The organism is Streptomyces sp. NPDC017940 (genome assembly GCF_044328435.1).
Taxonomy (GTDB): domain Bacteria; phylum Actinomycetota; class Actinomycetes; order Streptomycetales; family Streptomycetaceae; genus Streptomyces.
Genome location: NZ_JBIRHJ010000001.1, coordinates 1,423,484 through 1,442,333, shown reverse-complemented (window position 1 = coordinate 1,442,333; position 18,850 = coordinate 1,423,484). Strand labels below are relative to the sequence as shown.

17 protein-coding genes are annotated in these 18,850 nt (G+C 71.5%); 7 read left to right on the top strand and 10 right to left on the bottom strand.

The features are described 5' to 3' along the window. Nucleotides 1–419: 419 nt before the first annotated feature. Entirely contained in the window at nt 420–1,061 is a 642-nt protein-coding gene (locus ACH4DX_RS06130; protein ID WP_398122608.1) for a DNA-3-methyladenine glycosylase, read from the bottom strand. A 192-nt stretch (nt 1,062–1,253) separates the two neighbouring features. On the opposite strand from ACH4DX_RS06130, the gene ACH4DX_RS06125 reads away from it, so the two are divergent. The 3 genes from ACH4DX_RS06125 (at nt 1,254) to ACH4DX_RS06115 (ending at nt 3,357) form a co-directional block, all read left to right on the top strand. Next, nucleotides 1,254–2,036 (top strand): sporulation protein, encoded by a 783-nt coding sequence (locus ACH4DX_RS06125; RefSeq protein WP_398154132.1) that lies wholly within the window; start codon nt 1,254–1,256, stop codon nt 2,034–2,036. A 74-nt stretch (nt 2,037–2,110) separates the two neighbouring features. Beyond that, complete coding sequence (locus tag ACH4DX_RS06120; RefSeq protein WP_398122610.1) at nt 2,111–2,650, top strand: YbhB/YbcL family Raf kinase inhibitor-like protein; 540 nt, start codon at nt 2,111–2,113, stop codon at nt 2,648–2,650. Nucleotides 2,651–2,850: 200 nt separating this feature from the next. After that, nucleotides 2,851–3,357: an HNH endonuclease gene (locus ACH4DX_RS06115; protein WP_398122611.1), complete on the top strand. Its 507-nt coding sequence runs from the start codon at nt 2,851–2,853 to the stop codon at nt 3,355–3,357. Between the two features lie 84 nt (nt 3,358–3,441). Here ACH4DX_RS06115 and ACH4DX_RS06110 read toward each other — a convergent pair whose 3' ends face one another. The 3 genes from ACH4DX_RS06110 to ACH4DX_RS06100 all read right to left on the bottom strand — a co-directional run bounded on the left by ACH4DX_RS06110 (nt 3,442) and on the right by ACH4DX_RS06100 (nt 5,873). Beyond that, nucleotides 3,442–4,404 carry an SPFH domain-containing protein gene (locus ACH4DX_RS06110; protein ID WP_398122612.1) on the bottom strand — a complete coding sequence of 321 codons (963 nt, stop codon included), beginning with the start codon at nt 4,402–4,404 and terminating at the stop codon, nt 3,442–3,444. Nucleotides 4,405–4,604: 200 nt separating this feature from the next. Beyond that, complete coding sequence (locus ACH4DX_RS06105) at nt 4,605–5,033, bottom strand: NfeD family protein (protein ID WP_398122613.1); 429 nt, start codon at nt 5,031–5,033, stop codon at nt 4,605–4,607. Between the two features lie 48 nt (nt 5,034–5,081). Then, complete coding sequence (locus ACH4DX_RS06100) at nt 5,082–5,873, bottom strand: ABC transporter ATP-binding protein (protein ID WP_398154131.1); 792 nt, start codon at nt 5,871–5,873, stop codon at nt 5,082–5,084. Nucleotides 5,874–6,003: 130 nt separating this feature from the next. On the opposite strand from ACH4DX_RS06100, the gene ACH4DX_RS06095 reads away from it, so the two are divergent. Continuing rightward, a complete protein-coding gene (locus tag ACH4DX_RS06095) occupies nt 6,004–6,810 on the top strand; it encodes a hypothetical protein (RefSeq protein ID WP_398122615.1) in 807 nt (268 codons plus the stop codon). Between the two features lie 134 nt (nt 6,811–6,944). On the opposite strand, the gene ACH4DX_RS06090 is transcribed toward ACH4DX_RS06095, so the two are convergent. The 4 genes from ACH4DX_RS06090 to ACH4DX_RS06075 all read right to left on the bottom strand — a co-directional run bounded on the left by ACH4DX_RS06090 (nt 6,945) and on the right by ACH4DX_RS06075 (nt 9,606). Then, nucleotides 6,945–7,184, bottom strand: coding sequence for a chaplin (locus ACH4DX_RS06090; RefSeq protein ID WP_398122616.1), 240 nt, complete (start codon nt 7,182–7,184; stop codon nt 6,945–6,947). Between the two features lie 200 nt (nt 7,185–7,384). Continuing rightward, nucleotides 7,385–7,630 carry a chaplin gene (locus ACH4DX_RS06085; protein ID WP_398122744.1) on the bottom strand — a complete coding sequence of 82 codons (246 nt, stop codon included), beginning with the start codon at nt 7,628–7,630 and terminating at the stop codon, nt 7,385–7,387. A 175-nt stretch (nt 7,631–7,805) separates the two neighbouring features. Next, nucleotides 7,806–8,468, bottom strand: coding sequence for a response regulator (locus ACH4DX_RS06080; protein ID WP_398122617.1), 663 nt, complete (start codon nt 8,466–8,468; stop codon nt 7,806–7,808). Beyond that, nucleotides 8,461–9,606: a GAF domain-containing protein gene (locus ACH4DX_RS06075; protein WP_398154130.1), complete on the bottom strand. Its 1,146-nt coding sequence runs from the start codon at nt 9,604–9,606 to the stop codon at nt 8,461–8,463. Before ACH4DX_RS06075 ends, ACH4DX_RS06080 begins: the two co-directional genes overlap by 8 nt. Before the next feature lie 550 nt (nt 9,607–10,156). Between ACH4DX_RS06075 and ACH4DX_RS06070 the strand changes: the two genes are divergently transcribed. Continuing rightward, nucleotides 10,157–10,846: a transglycosylase SLT domain-containing protein gene (locus ACH4DX_RS06070; protein WP_398154129.1), complete on the top strand. Its 690-nt coding sequence runs from the start codon at nt 10,157–10,159 to the stop codon at nt 10,844–10,846. 112 nt (nt 10,847–10,958) lie between these two features. Here ACH4DX_RS06070 and ACH4DX_RS06065 read toward each other — a convergent pair whose 3' ends face one another. Beyond that, nucleotides 10,959–13,619, bottom strand: coding sequence for an FHA domain-containing protein (locus tag ACH4DX_RS06065; RefSeq protein WP_398154128.1), 2,661 nt, complete (start codon nt 13,617–13,619; stop codon nt 10,959–10,961). Between the two features lie 314 nt (nt 13,620–13,933). Between ACH4DX_RS06065 and ACH4DX_RS06060 the strand changes: the two genes are divergently transcribed. Beyond that, on the top strand, nt 13,934–16,504 hold the full coding sequence (locus ACH4DX_RS06060) for a streptophobe family protein (RefSeq protein WP_398154127.1): 2,571 nt from the start codon (nt 13,934–13,936) through the stop codon (nt 16,502–16,504). 176 nt (nt 16,505–16,680) lie between these two features. After that, entirely contained in the window at nt 16,681–18,009 is a 1,329-nt protein-coding gene (serB, locus tag ACH4DX_RS06055; protein ID WP_398122622.1) for a phosphoserine phosphatase SerB, read from the top strand. 142 nt (nt 18,010–18,151) lie between these two features. On the opposite strand, the gene ACH4DX_RS06050 is transcribed toward serB, so the two are convergent. Continuing rightward, on the bottom strand, nt 18,152–18,670 hold the full coding sequence (locus tag ACH4DX_RS06050; RefSeq protein WP_398122623.1) for a SixA phosphatase family protein: 519 nt from the start codon (nt 18,668–18,670) through the stop codon (nt 18,152–18,154). Between the last annotated feature and the right edge of the window lie 180 nt (nt 18,671–18,850).

Below are 18,850 nucleotides of genomic sequence, written 5' to 3'. Positions count from 1 at the left end.
GACTTTTGGCACGCTGTTGAGTTCTCAAGGAACGGACGCTTCCTTTGTACTCACCCGAGAGACTCTCTCAGGCTTTCCTCCGGGCGCTTCCCTTCGGTGTTTCTTCTGTTCTTGCGTTTCCAACTCTACCAGATCCGTTTTCCGTTCCGTTCCCGGTTCGGATTTCAATTCCGGTGGCCGTTGGAGGCCTTTGCCTTTTGACTGCCTTTCGGCTGCCCTTCGGCGTGGTCACTACGTTAGCGGATTTCCCTGGCAACTCATAATCGAGTGCCGCGGATTCGAATTTCGACATGCAGGCATGCGAAACAGGACCCCGCTGAGGGAAGTCGTAGGTAGTGGTTGGCCGCTTCCGGTTGCAGGCTGAACGCCGTACCCGGGTCAAGCGGCTCGGGCCACCTTACGGATCCGCCAAGGCCGCGTCAAGTCCGGCGGCGCCGCGGCACATGGGCCCGATAGGGGCTCACCGTAGGGTCATCGGCCGCCCAGAAGCGCCAGGGGTGGACGCTCCCCTCCCCGCCCACTCCGGTGCGCGGGCCGTTGCTGACCTGGTCGGCAGGAGTGGGTATGCCACCGAGGAGAGTGAGGGGGGCGTCGGGGCCCGCGCAGAAGTCGGCGCCGTCGAGGTCCCGGTCCACGCCGAGAGCCGTGGCGAGGCGGGCGGGGCCTTTGGCCAGTTCCTTGTCGTTTCGGGCCGAGAGTCGTCGCGCGCGGGCCAACTCGGCCCCCGCGGTGATCTCCCCCGCCCGCAGCAGGACCCCGCCCGCCGTCCCCTCAGGACCGCACACCACGTTCAGGCAGTGCCACATGCCGTAGGTGAAGTAGACGTACGCGTGCCCGGGCGGACCGAACATCACGCCGTTGCGGGCCGTGCGGCCCCGATAGGCATGGGACCCCGGGTCCGCTTCCCCCGCGTACGCCTCGACCTCCGTGAGGCGCAGCTCGATGGGACCGTCCGGTGTGCTGCGCACAAGGACACGGCCGAGCAGTTCGGGTGCGACCTCCAGGACGGGGCGGTCGAAGAAGTCGCGGGGCAGGGGCGTACGGTCAGGGGCCACGATCATGCCTTACGAGCGTAGTGCACCGAACGTGTACGGGTTTGGCGTGGAGGCTGGCCTCCCGGTCCCGTCCCCGCGAGGGTGTGGGCGCGGGCACGGGCGTGGAACCGCGCACGGCCCGAGCGCGTTCGTACGTTGTCGAAGGTCGACGATCAATCGATCGAGTCAAGCCACAGGCCGGGCCTGGGGAGGAGAGTCATGGGGTTCAAGAAGCTGCTGGCGAGTCTGGGTGCCGGCGGGGCCTCCGTGGAGACGGTGCTCACCGAGGCCAACGTCGTGCCGGGCGGTGTCGTCCAGGGCGAGGTGCGCATCCAGGGCGGCAGCGTCGACCAGCGCGTCGAGGCGCTGTCCGTGGGCCTCCAGGCACGCGTCGAGGTCGAGGGCCACGACCAGGAGACCAAGCAGGACATCGAGTTCACCAAGCAGCGGCTCGGCGGTGCCTTCGAGCTCAAGGCCGGCGCGGTGCACGCGGTGCCGTTCGGCCTCGACATCCCCTGGGAGACGCCCATCACCCACTTCGCGGGACGGCAGCTGCACGGCATGAACATCGGTGTGACGACGGAGCTGGAGATCGCCCGCGCCGTGGACTCCGGCGACCTGGACCCGGTGAACGTGCACCCGCTGCCGGCGCAGCAGGCGATCCTGGACGCCTTCGGGCAGCTGGGCTTCCGCTTCAAGAGCGCCGACATGGAGCGCGGCCACATCCGCGGCACCCGGCAGCGGCTGCCGTTCTACCAGGAGATCGAGTTCTTCCCGCCGGAGCAGTACCGCGGCCTCAACCAGGTCGAGCTGAGCTTCGTCGCGGACGACCGGGAGATGGACGTCGTCCTGGAGATGGACAAGAAGCCCGGCCTGTTCAGCGAGGGCAGTGACTCGTACAAGTCCTTCAAGGTCGGCCTGAACGACTTCCAGGGCACCGACTGGGCCGCGTACCTGAACGAGTGGCTGTCCCACGTCGGCTCCCGGCGCAACTGGTTCTAGGCTCGACGTCACTCGACGGCAGCGGCGCGCGAGCGCTGCCGTCGCCCCACTGGAACCGATCAGGAGGTGCCTACGTGACCGAGGTCAAGAGGCCGCCGCTGCCCCATGACTTCCACCCGGCCGTGCCGTCGTTCACGGTCCGGAGCGCGGACTTCGAACCGGGCGCGGTGCTGAAGGACGCCCAGGTGTACGCGGACGGGAACACCTCGCCGCACCTGCGGTGGGAGGGATTCCCGCCGGAGACGAAGAGCTTCGCCGTGACCTGCTTCGACCCCGACGCCCCCACCGGGAGCGGGTTCTGGCACTGGTCCGTGTTCGACATCCCGGCGTCCGTGACCGAACTGCCGGCGGGCGCGGGCACCGGCAAGTTCGAGGGGCTCCCCGAAGGCGCCGTCCAGGTGCGCAACGACTACGGCACCAAGGACTTCGGTGGCGCCGCCCCGCCGCCCGGCGACCCGGCGCACCGCTATGTGTTCACGGTGTACGCGGTCGACCAGGAGGAGCTCGGCCCCGACTCGGACGCCTCGCCCGCCGTCGTCGGCTTCAACCTGCGGTTCCACACGCTGGCGCGGGCGCAGGTCATCGCGGAGTACGCTGCGGCCGCCGACAGCTAGCGCGGGCTCCGGCGCGCGCTCCGGCGCGCGCCCCGGGGAATTCCCGACAGCTCAGGGTTCATGCAACGTTTGCCCGCCTCTGGTCTTGGAAGTGATCAGAGGCGGGCATCTTTTATTGCGTTGTCCAACCCGGCGTGCCCGGCCAGAGTTGATCCAAGCCCGCCAGGGGGTGGGCCGGTGCGCACGGGAGGGTGGGCGAGATGCGGGACACGCTGGTGCTGAACGCAAGCTTCGAACCTCTGTCGACGGTGACGCTGAACCGCGCCGTCGTGCTGGTTCTCCAGGACAAGGCCGTTGTCGAACAGGCCCACCCCGCGCTGCGCGTGCGCGCCGCCGCCGTCGAGCTTCCGGTGCCCCGGGTGATCAGGTTGTGCCGTTATGTACGGGTGCCTTTCCGAAGACGCGCCCCTTGGTCGCGGCGCGGTGTCCTGGTGCGTGACCAGCACCGGTGCGCGTACTGCGGCAGAAGGGCGACGACCGTGGACCACGTGGTGCCGCGCTCCCGGGGCGGCGCGGACTCCTGGCTGAACACGGTGGCGTCGTGCGCGCTCGACAACCACCGCAAGGCGGACCGTACGCCGGAGCAGGCGCAGATGCCGCTGCTTCGCCAGCCGTTCGAGCCGACGCCCGCGGACGCGATGCTGCTGGCGCTCGGCCGCGAGGACTTCGAGGCCCTGCCGGACTGGCTGGCCCAGCCCGCCGCTTAGGCGCGCGTACGACGTCGGGGGCGCCCTCTTCCGAAGAGGGCGCCCCCGACGTCGTATCCGTACGCGAGTGCGCGAGTGCGCGGGTCAGTCGATGGGCGGCTGTTCGCGGCGCTCCACACCGCTCGGGCTCTTGACGGTGGCCGCGCCGCCGCCGGAGGAGCCGCCGCCGGAGAGCGGGCCGAAGTTGCCGAGGGCACCGCCGAGGCCCTTGAGGGCGTCGCCGATCTCGCTGGGCACGATCCAGAGCTTGTTGGCGTCGCCCTCGGCGATCTTCGGCAGCATCTGGAGGTACTGGTAGGAGAGGAGCTTCTGGTCCGGGTCGCCCGCGTGGATGGACTCGAAGACCGTGCGGATCGCCTGGGCCTCGCCCTCGGCGCGCAGGGCCGCGGCCTTGGCCTCGCCCTCGGCGCGCAGGATCGCGGACTGCTTCTCACCCTCGGCCCGCAGGATCTCGGACTGGCGGACACCCTCGGCCTGGAGGATCGCGGCGCGCTTGTCGCGGTCGGCGCGCATCTGCTTCTCCATCGAGTCCTGGATGGAGGTGGGCGGCTCGATCGCCTTGAGCTCGACGCGGTTGACGCGGATGCCCCACTTGCCCGTGGCCTCGTCGAGGACGCCGCGCAGGGCCGCGTTGATCTCCTCGCGGGAGGTCAGGGTCCGCTCCAGGTCCATGCCGCCGATGATGTTGCGCAGGGTGGTGACGGTGAGCTGCTCGATCGCCTGGATGTAGCTGGCGACCTCGTACGTCGCGGCGCGGGCGTCGGTGACCTGGTAGTAGATGACGGTGTCGATGTTCACGACCAGGTTGTCCTGGGTGATCACCGGCTGGGGCGGGAAGGGCACGACCTGTTCACGCAGGTCGATGCGGTTGCGGATGGAGTCGATGAACGGGACGACGATGTTCAGGCCCGCGTTCAGGGTGCGGGTGTAGCGGCCGAAGCGCTCCACGATGGCGGCGCTGGCCTGTGGGATGACCTGGATCGTCTTGATCAGGGCGATGAAGACCAGCACCACCAGAATGATCAGGACGATGATGATTGGTTCCATCGTGGTTCCCCGTACCCTTCATGCTTCGTGTTCCCGGATGGTTGCGGTGTTCCGGAAGATCTTCCGGTCCGCCGGTCGAGTCTGTCAGAACGGCGCGCGGCCCGTGGGTCGTTCGGGATCACCCTGCCATTACGGGCCGTCACTTCCCGGCCGGCGAGGGCCAGTTGGCGTCGGACCGGCGCTCGGACGCGGAAGGGCACTCAGATCACCACGGCTGTCGCTCCGTCGATCTCGACCACGTCCACCTCCTGGCCGGCCTCATAGCTCTGGTCCTTGTCGAGCGGCCGCGCGGACCAGATCTCGCCCGCCAGCTTGATGCGTCCGCCGGAGGAGTCGACCCGCTCCAGGACGACGGCGGATCTGCCCTTCAACGCCTCGACCCCGCTGACGAGTTCGGGCCGCTGCGAGCGGTGCCGGGCGGCGATCGGGCGTACGACCGCGATGAGCGCGACCGAGACCACGGCGAAGACCACCACCTGAAGGACCACGGCACCGCCGAGTGCCGCGGTCACGGCGGCGGCGACCGCGCCGACGGCGAGCATGCCGAACTCCGGCATCGCGGTCACTACCAGCGGGATTCCGAGGGCGGCCGCGCCGATCAGCCACCACACCCATGCGTCGATGTCCACCCGGTCATGGTAGGTCCGCGGGTCCCGTGCCCGACAGGGCGTGTGCGATCAGCCGAGCGGGAGGCCCTGTGCCGACCAGCGGTCGCCGCGCTGCTCGACGACCAGCGGCAGGCCGAAGCAGAGGGAGAGGTTGCGCGAGGTCAGCTCGAGCTCCAGCGGGCCCGCGGCGAGCACCTTGCCCTGGCGGATCATCAGGACGTGGGTGAAGCCGGGGGCGATCTCCTCCACGTGGTGCGTGACCATGATCATCGAGGGGGCGATGGGGTCGCGCGCGAGCCTGCCGAGACGGCGTACGAGGTCCTCGCGGCCGCCGAGGTCGAGGCCCGCGGCGGGCTCGTCGAGGAGCAGCAGCTCGGGGTCGGTCATCAGGGCGCGGGCGATCAGGGTGCGCTTGCGCTCGCCCTCGGAGAGGGTGCCGAACCTGCGGTCCAGGTAGTCGCTCATGCCGAGGCGGTCGAGGAAGGCGCGGGCGCGCTGCTCGTCGATGTCCTCGTAGTCCTCGTGCCAGCCGGCGGTCATGCCGTACGCGGCCGTGAGGACCGTCTGTAGGACCGTCTGGCGCTTGGGGAGCTTGTCGGCCATGGCGATGCCGGCCATGCCGATGCGCGGGCGCAGCTCGAAGACGTCGACCCTGCCGAGCTGCTCGCCGAGGATGGTGGCGGTGCCCGTGCTCGGGAAGAGGTAGCTGGACGCGACATTGAGGAGGGTGGTCTTGCCCGCGCCGTTCGGGCCGAGGATGACCCAGCGCTCCCCTTCCTTCACCGACCAGGAGACCTGGTCCACCAGAGCCCGGCCCTCCCGGACCACGGATACGTCCTGAAGCTCCAGTACATCGCTCATGAGCGCGTTGTCTCCCATTGCTCTTCTCGGCTGTCGCTCGCGTGTCCGCGTCTGTGGACGCGGCCCCCGGATAAAACCTACGCCACCGGTCGGCCGTTCCCGTGCCGAGCCCGGTCCTTAGGCTGTGTGCATGCTCTCGGAACCACGTTCAGGACGCTTGGCCGCTTGGGGAAACGCCCTTTTGGCCGGACTTGTTTCTCCCGATGACGCGGTGCACGCGATCGTGGGCGGCGACGCGGTGCACCGGGTCGAGGGGCTGCCGGGCGAGTCCGCGCCGGTCGGCCTCTCGCTGGCGCTGGGGCGGCTGCGGGCGCTCGGTGCGACGGGGCTTCGGGTGGCACTGCCCGCGCCGGGGCATCCGCTCGGTCTGAGCGGGCCGCCCGCCTTCAACGAGCGCGCCCTGGAGGCCGAGGAGGCCGTGGTCGCCTCGGGTGCGCCGTACGGGCTCGTGCCGGAGGTGACGGAGGCGGGGCCCGAGGGCGCGGCGGAGGCGGCGGACGTCCATGTGGAGGTCGTGTGGCACTGCCTGCCGGTGCGGGTGGCGCCGCCCGCTGACGTGCCCTCGCTGGGCGAGGCGGAGCGCGAGCTGGCGGACGCGCTGCGGGAGGCCACGGAGGTGCTCGCGCGGCTCGACGTGGCGGCGTCGGGTCCGGTCGCGGAGGCCGCGCTCGACGCGTACCGGGCACGGTCCGAGCGGGGCCGCGAGCTGCTCGCGCCGGGGTATCCGCCGCGCGCGGTGCGGGTGTTGGAGCTGGCGCAGCGGGTGGGTCTGCTGATTGCGGTGGCATACGAGAACGGGCACGGCGGCGCCGTGAGCGCGTCGCAGATGGGGGCTCGGGCGCAGGCGCTGCGGCCGGTGGAGCGGGTCGCCCGGCGGGCGCAGGTGGCCGCGTACAACGCTTGTGTGGAGGAGCGGGAGCGGGGCGGCGGGAGGTAGGGGCGCCCGGCGTCCGGGGGCTGCGGGGTTCCGGGGCTGCGGCGGGTGTGGGTGCCGGAGGGCCCCGCGGACTGGTGGTTCGCGGGGCCCTCCGCCCGGAGGGGTGGTGTGCGGCTACCCGAGGGGGCGGCGTGTCACCGGTTGACCGTGGCGTTGGCGAAGGCCGGGTTCAGGACGCCGATCACGTTCACGCTGTTGCCGGTGGCGTTCACGGGGACGTGGACCGGGACCTGGGCCAGGTTGCCGGAGCCGACGCCCGGGGAGCCGGTGGCCACGCCGTTGGCCTCGGAGGCGGCGGAGGCGGCACCGGCGGACGCGCCCGCAGCGATACCGGCGACGGCGACGGCCAGGGCGGCCTTCTTGGCGATGTTCATGGGGAAGTGTTCCTCACTGATGACGCGGTGACCCCGGCTGTGGGGTCAGGACGTGTGCGACGCTTCGGCGCTCGCGACGCTCCGGCGCTTCGGCGCTTCGGCGGGGGGTGCCGGACGCAGGGGGTCCGGGGCTGTCGCCGGAGCGCACGGATGCGGTCGGGTGCGCGGATGCGGTCGGGTGCGCGGGTGCGCGGGTGCGGTCAGACGTTCTCGCAGACGTTCCCGAACGTCGGGTTCAGGGCGCCGATCACGGTGACGGAGTTGCCGCACGCGTTCACCGGGACGTGGATCGGGGCCTGGACGAGGTTGCCGGAGACGACGCCGGGAGAGTTCTTCGCCGCCCCGTGGGCGTCCGCGCCGCCCTGCGCCGACGCGATACCGGCACCGGCCGCAACCAGGCCGCCGGCCACCATCGTGACGGCAGCGGCCTTCTTCAGGTTCTTCACTTCTTGCGTCCTCCTGAGCAGAAGCTGCGGCCAGCCGCCGCAGCACGCACTGGAGAACGGCGCAGCCTCCGCCGGGTTGCGCCGAACGGGGGACATCCACACGACGGTATGAATCTCAGCCCGGAACGCGACGCTCCTGGCCGCCCTGGCGGGGCCCCGCCGGGACCTGCGGGAATCAGCCCGCCACGCCGTGCCGCACGGCCCACAGGGCCGCCTGGGTGCGGTCGGCGAGGTCGAGCTTCATGAGGATGTTCGACACATGGGTCTTGACGGTCTTCTCGGAGAGCACGAGGGCGCGGGCGATCTCGCGGTTGGACCGGCCGTCCGCTATCAGGCCGAGCACCTCGCGCTCCCGCTCGGTGAGGGAGCTGCCTCTGCCCTGCGGGGTGTGGGTCTCCTCCTGGGACAGGAGCGCGCCCGCCACCTCGGGCTGGAGCAGCACGTGCCCGGCGTGCACGGAGCGGATGGCGCCGGCGAGGGCGTCGGGGTCCACGTCCTTGTACACATAGCCCGCCGCGCCCGCGCGCAGGGCCGGGACCACCGTGCGCTGCTCGGTGAAGCTGGTGACGATCAGCACGCGCGCGGGGTTCGCCAGCTCGCGCAGCTTGCGCAGGGCCTCGACGCCGTCCATGCCGGGCATCTTGACGTCCATCAGGACGACGTCGGGCTTCAGCTCCTCGGCGGCCACGACGCCCTCGGCGCCGTCCGCGGCCTCACCGACGACCTCGATGTCCTCCTGGACCTCCAGGAACGTACGCAGACCGCGCCGGACCACCTGGTGGTCGTCCACCAGGAGCACTCTGATCGCTGCCTTCGAATTGACCACGGCGTCAGCCACCGGGGACCTCCATCTCGATCGTCGTGCCCTTGCCGGGCTCCGACTCCACGGCCAGCCGTCCGCCGACCCCGCCCGCCCGGTCCCGCATGGAGACCAGCCCCAAGTGCCGTCCCGCGCGCCGCACCGTGCGCGGGTCGAAGCCCCTGCCGTCGTCGGTGATCCGGAGGACCGCGCCGGGTCCGCGCTTGTGCAGGGCGACGCCGACGCTCTGCGCCCTCGCGTGCCGCAGGGCGTTGTGCAGGGCCTCTTGGGCCACGCGCAGCATCGCCTCCTCCTGCGCGGCGGGCAGGGCGCGCACTCCGCTGCTGTCGAACGTGACCGTGGCGGAGTGGGCGCGGTCGAGGACCTGGACGTGCGTGCGCAGGGTCGCGACCAGGCCGTCCTCGTCCAGGGCGGCGGGACGCAGCTCCACGACGGCGGCCCGCAGCTCGTCCGCCGCCTCGGCTGCGAGCGCCGCGACCTGCTGGAGTTCGCCCTTGGCGCGCGTCGGGTCGCGGTCCACCAGGGCGGCCGCGGCCTGTGCGGTCAGGCGCAGCGAGAAGAGTTTCTGGCTGACGGCGTCGTGCAGCTCGTGGGCGAGGCGGGAGCGCTCCTCGGCGATGGTGAGCTCACGGCTGCGCTCGTACAGACGGGCGTTGGTCAGGGCGATCGCGGCGTGCTGGGCGAGGATCGACAGGAGTTCCTCGTCGTCCTCGTCGAAGCCGCAGCCGCCGGCCGGTTTGGCGCACCGCTTGTTGGCGAGGAAGAGGGCGCCGAGGGTCTCCTCGCCGTGCAGGATCGGCAGGCCGAGGAAATCGGACATGTCCGGGTGGGCGGCGGGCCAGCCCTCGAAGCGGGGGTCCTCGCGGACGTCGGCGAGGCGCTCGGGCTCGGCCCTGCGCAGCATCGCGGCGAGGATGCCGTGCTGGCGGGGCAGCGGGCCGATGGCCTTCCACTGCTCGTCACTGACGCCGTCGACGACGAACTGGGCGAAGCCGCCGTGGTCGTCGGGGACACCGAGCGCCGCGTACTCCGCGTCGAGCAGCTCGCGGGCGGAGGCGACGATCGTCTTGAGTACGTCGCGCACCTCCAGCTGGCTGCTCATGGCGAGCAGGGCGGAGCTGACCGCGTACAGCCCCGATCGGGGTCCGTCTTTCATGGCCCAACCGTACCGGCGGGCTGTGACAGCGCGTATCCGTCCTGTGGCGGCAGCTCCCTAGGCCCCCGGCCCTAGGCCCATGGGTCCCCGCACGCGCGCGCCCGCGAGGAGAGCGTCCCGCGGGCACGCGCGCGTGCCCGCGGGGAGGAGGGGCCGGGCGGCCGCTCCGCCTCCGGCAGGACAGCCACAGGAGCGGACCTCATACCTGCGGATGAGTTTGCTCACCGAGAGCATTGCGGCAGCAACTCTCGGTGAGACTGTTACGCCGCCGATGTGAGCCCGCGCATAGGACGCACGTCACGTACGAAGCCGCCTAGTGGACGTGAAGGTCCCGTAAGGGTGGGACGGGGGCGGGGAGGGAAGCCCGGGGCACGCCCCCTGATCCACTAAGCGGGATCGTACGTCACGTCTTTGCCACACAATTTTGCGCCCGCTAAGAATTGCATCCGTCGCTCGGCGCCGCGGTCCTCGCACCGCGGCGTTTCGCCGGAAGCAGTCCGTCCCCCGTCGGCGCAGAGCGGCCTCCCCGATACGAAGAGGTCCATCCCGCATGTCCCAGCACGTCCCCTCTGGTCATAGTCGCTCCACCCTGACCAAGGCCCAGAAGTTCTCGATCGCCGGTGTCGCCACCCTGGGTGCCGCCGCCCTCGCCTTCTCGATCGTGCCGGGCAGCTCCGAAGCACAGGCCGAGGCCCTCGGCACCCACTCGGCGGCCTGGACGACGCCCGCTCACGCCCAGACCGTGCAGGCGAGCGTCAGCAAGCAGCAGGCCAACGCCAGCAAGCAGGCCAAGGACGCCGCAGCGAAGGCCGCCGCCGACAAGAAGGCCGCCGACGAGGCCGCCGCGAAGAAGAGGGCCGAGGACGAGCGCAAGGCCAAGGAGACGGCCAGCCGTGCCGCCGCCCGCAAGCCCGTCTACGCCAACAACCTCGACGGCTGGATCCGCCAGTCCCTCGACATCATGAAGTCCAAGGGCATCCCCGGCTCGTACGACGGGCTGCACCGCAACATCATGCGGGAGTCCACGGGCAACCCGAACGCCAAGAACGGCTGGGACATCAATGCCATCAACGGCACCCCGTCGATCGGTCTGCTCCAGGTGATCCAGCCGACGTTCAGCGCGTACCACGTCGAGGGCACCTCGACGAACATCTACGACCCGGTCGCCAACATCACGGCCGCGGCCAACTACGCCGCCGACCGCTACGGCTCCATCGACAACGTCAACAGCGCCTACTGAGCCGGACGACCCGGACCTCTTCCGAGGCTCACAGATGCCGAAGGGCGGCACCCCGCGCGGGGTGCCGCCCTTCTTCGTGCCGCCGTACGCCCTCGCGCGCGGCGGCACACCGCTACTTGCGCATGACCTCCGGCTCGTGGCGGCGCAGGAAGCGGGCCACGAGGACGCCGCACAGCGCGCCGAGGGCGAGCAGGGCGCCCATGTCCATGACCCAGGACATGACCTCGTGGTCCCAGAGCGGGTCGGTGGCGCCCGGGTCGTCCGGGTTCGGGCTGATCCTGTTGAAGTCCAGGGTCGCGCCGGCGGCGGCGACGGCCCAGCGCGAGGGCATCAGGAACGAGAACTGGTTGACGCCGACCGTGCCGTGCAGGATGAACAGGCAGCCGGTGAAGACGACCTGGATGATCGCGAACATCACCAGGAGCGGCATGGTCTTCTCGGCGGTCTTCACCAGAGCCGAGATGATCAAACCGAACATCATCGAGGTGAAGCCGAGCGCCATGATCGGCAGGGACAGCTCCAGGAGCACCCCGCCGCCGAGGACCAGGCCCTTCTCCGGGATCTCCCGGGTGGAGAAGCCGATGGCGCCGACCAGGGCGCCCTGTAGCACGGTGATGGCGCCGAGGACGATGACCTTGGACATCAGGTACGCGGAACGGGACAGGCCGGTCGCGCGTTCCCGTTCGTAGATCACCCGTTCCTTGATCAGCTCGCGGACCGAGTTGGCGGCGCCCGCGAAGCACGCGCCGACCGCGAGGATCAGGAGCACCGTCGTGGCCGTGCCATTGGGGATGATCTTGCCGGTCCTGGGGTTCACGACCGGCAGCAGGCCCTTGTCCGGGTCGATGAGCAGGCTCACCGCGCCGAGCACCGCGGGCAGGATCAGCATCAGCGCCATGAAGCCCTTGTCGGAGGCGATCACGGACACATAGCGGCGGATCAGGGTGAACAGCTGTGAGCCCCAGCCCTGCGGCTTGGGCGGGCTGATCGCCTGCGGCGGCGGCATGTGTACGGACTGCGCGGCGACGGCGTCGATGTCCGCGGCGTACATCTGGTAGTGCTGCGAGCCCTTCCAGCGGCCCGCCCAGTCGTAGTCGCGGTAGTTCTCGAAGGCGGAGAAGACGTCGGCCCAGGTGCTGTAGCCGAAGAAGTTCAGGGCCTCCTCGGGCGGGCCGAAATACGCCACCGAGCCGCCCGGCGCCATCACGAGCAGTTTGTCGCAGATGGCGAGCTCGGCCACGGAGTGCGTGACGACGAGCACCGTGCGGCCGTCGTCCGCGAGCCCGCGCAGCAGCTGCATGACGTCACGGTCCATGCCCGGGTCCAGGCCCGACGTGGGCTCGTCCAGGAAGATCAGCGACGGCTTGGTGAGCAGCTCAAGGGCCACCGAGACGCGCTTGCGCTGACCGCCGGACAGGGACGTGACCTTCTTGTCCTTGTGGATGTCCAGCTTCAGCTCGCGCAGGACCTCGCCTATGCGCTGCTGGCGCTCCTGCTCGCTGGTGTCGGCGGGGAAGCGGAGCTTGGCCGCGTACTTGAGCGCCTTGTTGACGGTCAGCTCCTTGTGCAGGATGTCGTCCTGCGGGACCAGACCGATGCGCTGGCGCAGCTCGGCGAACTGCTTGTAGAGGTTCCGGTTGTCGTAGAGGACGTCGCCCTGGTTGGCGGGCCGGTAGCCGGTGAGCGCCTTGAGCAGGGTCGACTTTCCGGAGCCCGAGGGGCCGATGACCGCGATCAGCGACTTCTCCGGGACACCGAAGGAGACGTCCTTCAGGATCTGCTTGCCGCCGTCGACCGTGACGGTCAGGTGGCGCGCGGAGAAGGAGACGGCACCGGTGTCGACGAACTCCTCGAGGCGGTCGCCGACCAGGCGGAACGTCGAGTGGCCGACGCCGACGATGTCGTTCGGGCCGATGAGGACCGTGGACGACTTCGCGATCGGCATGCCGTTGACGTACGTACCGTTGTGCGAGCCGAGGTCGCGCAGCTCGAAGCGGCCGTCGGGCGACGCCGTGAACTCCGCGTGCAGCCGCGAGACCTGGAGGTCGGAGACCACCAGCTCGTTCTCCAGGGCGCGGCCGATGCGCATCTTTCGGCCAAGCGCGAACTGGTGGTACGTGGTCGGGCTGCGGTCGCCGTGGACCGGCGGGGCCCCCGCCGCGCCGCCGGATCCCACGCCCGCACCCGGGCCCTGCGGCGCCTGGCCGTGGCCCTGCTGCGGGACCTGCCCCTGCCCCTGCTGCGGCCAGCCCTGCTGCTGCGGCAGCTGCTGCCCGGGCGCCTGGTACTGCGGTGCCTGGTGCTGCGGCGCGAGGTGCTGCGGTGCCTGCTGCGGCTGCTGGGCCTGGGCGGCCCAGCCGGGGGCTTCCTGCTGCCCGCCGACGGCGTGACCCGCTGCCTGGTGCGGCGGCGCGTGCTGTGCCTGCTGCTGCGCGCCCGGCGCGGACATGGCAGCGGCAGCGCCGTGGGCGCCGCCGGAGAGGACCAGTTGCGGGCCGTCGGTCGCGTTGCCCAGATGGACGGCCGACCCGGGGCCGATCTCCCTCTGCTGGATCCGCTGCCCCTGCACGAAGGTGCCGTTGGTGGAGCCGTGGTCCTCGATGACCCAACTGCGCCCGCCCCAGCTGATCGTCGCGTGCCGCCAGGAGACCCTGGCGTCGTCGAGCGCGATGTCGCCCTGTGGATCACGTCCAAGGGTGTACGCCCTGGACGAATCGAGCGTCCAGGTCCTGCCATTCAATTCCAGTACGAGTTCCGGCACTCCATGCCCCACTGAGTTGTCCCCCGAGTTGCCCCACCATGGGGAGTCTAGGGATGTCGAACATCGGGAGGAACTATTTCAGGCGAAGGCCTCTGACCGAAAGTCGGGCCTTGTGAAGACTGCGTACGGGCCACTATGACTGCCCCGTTGACGGGGCGGATACCACCCCGGAAAGTGGTAAGGGCTCTCAGCGAGTACGGATCGCGTACATAAAGTGCATGTCTCTCATGTCAGCGATGCGATGTTCTGTTCGCCATCTCTGCCGTGCCCGGCATGACGGTGCGTCCGCACGAGGAGGGCGACGCGCTGCGAGCTCGGGGGGTCCGATGGAGACCGGCCGGTACAAGGACGTGCGCCGAGGCGTTCCCTGGGGGGACGTCCTGCTCTCCGCGATCGCCGCGGTCAGCTGGGCGCTCATCGGCATGGCGGGCACCGCGGCGCTCGGGCTCCATCTGCTCGGCGCGGACGCGGCGGGCTCCCTCGGGCCGATGACCGCGGCGGCGGTGGCCCTGGGCGTCGGCGGTTCGATCGCCCCTTCCGGTGATGTGTCGGCCTCCGGCCTCGAGGGCGCGCAGGCGGACACCGCCATCGAGGTCACCCCGCTCGGCGTGAGTCTGGTGGGGGCGGTGTTACTCGCCTTCTTCTTCCTGCGTTCCCTGCGCGGCGCGGGAGTGGTGATCTCACCCGGCGAACTCTGCGCCCGCGCGGGCACGGTGATCATCCTTTTCCTCGGCATGCTCGGTGGCCTCGCGTGGGCGGGACACGATGTCATCACGATCGACGGCCAACAGCTCGGTATCGACAAGGGAATCGACAAAGGCGTCGACAAAGGTCTGGACAATCTTCCCGACGGAATCACCGACCGGATTCCCGACGGACTCAAGGACATCGGCGGCATCGGGGACGTCGGCGGGCTGCTGCCCGACCGGCTCGGCGATCTCGCGGAGGCGGAGGCCGCCGTCGGCTTCACCGTCGACACGGGTGCCACGCTGCTCGGCGGCGCCGTCTGGGTGACCGTCGTGCTGGTCATCGCGCTGCTCGCCTCCCGCCGCACCCCGCTGCCGCCCGGCCTCGGTGCCGTGCACCGCCTGGTGCGGCCTGCCGCGTCCGCCCTGGTGACGGTGGTCCTGACGGCCGTGCTCGCCGGGATCGCCGCGGCGGCGTACGCGATGATCGGTGACGCCCATCCGAAGCGGATCGCGGGCGGCGCGCTGCTCGGCACGCCCAACGGGGTGTTCCTCGGGCTGCCCGTCGGCCTCCTCGTCCCCTACGACGGGGAGGCGTCCGGCCCGCTCACCCGCTTCCTGCCCGACCCGGTGGACGATCTGCTGCGCGGCGACACGAACAGGCCACTGACCCTGGACCGGCTCGCGGAACTGGACGGCAGGGTCTGGCTGCTCGCGGTGGCCGCGGTCCTGATGATGCTGTTCGCCGGGGTGCTCACCGCCGTGCGCAGCCCGTCGGCGCGGGACACGGGCGCCGCCGGCTTCGTCGCCCGCTGCGCGCTGTCACTCGGCCTCGTGACGGCGGTCGGCCTGCCCCTGATGACCTGGCTGACCGAGGTCTCCGCGGACGCCTCCCTGTCGGTCCTCGGCTTCGACGCGTTCGGGGCGGGACTCGAACTGCGCGGCCGCCTCGGCGCGGCGGTGCTTCTGGGCGCGGCCTGGGGTCTTGCCGCCGGGGCCGCGGGGGCTCTCCTCGCCCGGGCCACGGGGGCGGCGGGGGGTCGCGCCTCGCCACTGGCGTTCGGGGCGGGCGGGGCTGCGGAGGACTTGGTTCCGGGGGTGTCGTCCCCCGGGGGCGGGGCGTCCCCGAGGTCCGGGGGGTTCCCTGAGCAGGGGGCGCAGTCCTCGGGGTCGGCGTCCGGGCCGTATCGGCAGAGCACGCCCTTCCGGCCGCCGCGGGCGGAGACGAATCCGTACCTTCAGGTGCGGCGGGAGCCGGGGGAACCGCGGGAACCGCGGGGCTGGTCGGGTCAGGGGGAGGGCTCCGGGGGCGGTGCTTCCGGGGGCGGGGGGTACGGAGGTGCTGGGGACGGGGTCGGTTCCGCGGGCGGTAGGTATGCGGGCGGCTCGGCCGGGGGCGGCGGGCCTGCGGGCGATGGGTACGCGGGCGGCGGGCACGCACCCGGGCCCACGGGTGGCAGGCACCCGGACGGCTCGCCTGCGGGCGGCGGGTATGGGGGCGACAGGTACGCGGGTGGTGGACACGCGGACGGATCGCCCCCGGACGGCTCGCCCCCGGGCAGCGGGTACGCGGGCGGCGGGCACGCACCCGGACCCACGGGCGACAGGTACCCGAACGGCTCGCCCCCGGGCGACAGGTACGCGGGCGGCGGGCCTGCGGGCGATGGGTACGCGGGCGGCGGGCCTGGGGGCGACAGGTACGTGGGGGGTGAGTACGCGGGCGGCGGGCCTGGGGGCGATGGCTACGCGGGTGGTGGGCACACACCCGGACCCCCAGGCGACAGGTACCCGGACGGCTCGCCCCCGGGCAGCGGGTCCGCGGACGGCGGGTCTGCGGGCGATGGGTACGCGGGCGGCGGGCACGCACCCGGGCCCACGGGTGGCAGGTACGCGGGCGGCAGCCACACACCCGGACCCCCAGCCGGCAGGCACGGCTCCGGTGCGGGCGGTCCCCGTGGAGTGGGTGGGGGGCGCGACGAGTGGGGGTCGGGGCGTGGTGGAGGGGGGCCTGAGTACGGGCCGCCCGCGCCGCAGGCGCCGCCTCCGGTGAGCGGGGCGCCCACGGTGGCCGGGCCCGTGGTGCCGCCGCCGGGTGACGGCTCACGGCCCGGACGCCGGGGTGAGACGGACTGGCCGCCGCCTCCGCCCCCACCACCCCCGGCGCCTCCCCCACCACCTCGGCGGAAGCCACCGCGGGGGCGCGAGGACTGAGGGCCCGCCGCACCCGCGCGAGGCCCCGGGGAGAGGCCTCCGTGCCCCGGGTTAACAGGTCCCCACTCTCCGGCGGACCCCGGGCAACAGGCGGTCGAGGGGCTGGTGGGCCGGGCGTCCGAGGGCCGGACACGCCCGTCGGCCGTCGCGTGGGGCCAGCTACCGTGGGGATCACCATGAGTGCCTCGACGCCCCCCAAGACCCCTGGCGCGCCCGTACTGGCAGGTTCCCTCGCGCCCGTACCGGCGGACTCCGGCGCGCCCGCGCCGGAGTCCCGTACGCCCGCGCCGCCGACAGGCGCCCACGCCCCCGCCGACCTCCCCACGCTCCTCGTCAAGATCTTCGGCAAGGACCGTCCGGGCATGACCGCCGGGCTCTTCGACACCCTCGCGGCCTACTCCGTCGACGTCATCGACATCGAGCAGGTCGTGACCCGTGGCCGGATAGTGCTGTGCGCCCTCGTCACCGCCCCGCAGCCCGGCCTCGAAGGCGACCTGCGGGCCACCGTGCACAGCTGGGCGGAGTCCCTGAAGCTCCAGGCCGAGATCATCTCGGGCCGGGGCGACAACCGCCCGCGCGGCCTCGGCCGGTCCCTGGTCACCGTCCTCGGACATCCGCTCACCGCCGAGTCGACGGCCGCGATCGCCGCCCGCATCACCGGGACCGGCGGCAACATCGACCGTATCTTCCGCCTCGCCAAGTACCCGGTCACCGCAGTGGAGTTCGCCGTCTCCGGTACGGAGACCGAACCGCTGCGCACCGCACTCGCGACGGAGGCACGCGCCCTCGGAGTGGACGTCGCGGTGGTCGCCGCGGGCCTGCACCGCCGCGCCCAGCGCCTGGTCGTGATGGACGTCGACTCGACCCTCATCCAGGACGAGGTGATCGAGCTCTTCGCCGCGCACGCGGGCTGCGAGGAGGAGGTCGCCGCCGTGACCACGGCGGCCATGCGCGGCGAACTCGACTTCGAGGAGTCGCTGCACGCCCGCGTCGCCCTGCTCGAGGGCCTGGACGTGTCCTCCGTGGACAAGGTCAGGGCCGAGGTACGGCTCACCCCGGGCGCGCGCACCCTCATCCGCACCCTCAAGCGCCTCGGCTACCAGGTCGGTGTCGTCTCCGGCGGCTTCACCCAGGTCACCGACGACCTGAAGGAACGTCTCGGCCTGGACTTCGCCCACGCCAACACGCTGGAGATCGTGGACGGCAAGCTCACCGGCAGGGTGAGCGGCGAGATCGTGGACCGGGCGGGCAAGGCCAGGCTGCTGCGCCGCTTCGCCGCCGAGGCGGGCGTGCCCCTCGAGCAGACGGTGGCGATCGGCGACGGCGCCAACGACCTGGACATGCTGAACGCCGCCGGTCTCGGCGTCGCCTTCAACGCCAAGCCGATGGTCCGTGAGGCCGCCCACACCGCGGTGAACGTCCCCTTCCTGGACACCGTCCTGTACCTCCTCGGCATCACCCGCGAAGAGGTCGAGGCCGCGAACATGCATCTGGACCAGGACTGAGGACCGGTCTGGTCCGGTCCGGACCGGACCAGCGCGGGCCCGGCGAGCAGGACGGCCGGGACCCGCTCGGTATGAGAGCAAGCAGGGCGGGGCCCGGCGTCCTCCGAGACGCCGGGCCCCGCTGTGTGCCGGTGCCGTGCCGCTACTCCGAAGGCGCCCAATAGTCCACGAGAGTGGCCGTGCCCGGCTCCAGGGTCTTCCAGGAGCCGGTGTGCGTCAGGACGGCGAAGGCCGACGTCGGGAAGCCGCGGCGGTTCATGCGCACCCGCGCGTCTCCCTCCGCTTCTCCGGCCAGGACGTCGGCGAGTCCGTGGACGCCCGGGTTGTGGCCGATCAGGATCACGTCCCTGGCGTCGTCCGGGGTTTCGTTGAGCACGGCGATCAGCTCGCCGGGCGAGGCCTCATAGAGCCGGTCCTCGTACACCGTCCGGGGGCGCTGTGGCAGTTCCTGGACGGCGAGCTTCCACGTCTCGCGGGTCCGGACGGCCGTCGAGCAGAGGGCCAGGTCGAAGGCGATGCCGGTCTCGGAGAGCTTGCGGCCGGCGACAGGGGCATCCTTGCGGCCGCGGTCGGCGAGCGGCCGCTCGTGGTCGGACACCTGGGGCCAGTCGGCCTTCGCATGCCGGAAGAGGACAATCCTGCGGAGTTCTTCGACGCTCATACCTCCCAGCTTCGCATGAAACACGCCATGGAGCGCAGGGAGTTGACCCGCTCTGCCGACACGGGTGACGGGGCGTCCACCACGTGACGTACGAGGTCGGGGGCGGTTTCCGAGCCGACCGCGGGCTTTCGGGCGGGCTCGACCGCGATCTTGTGTCCGTCCTGGCGGCGCAGCGGCACG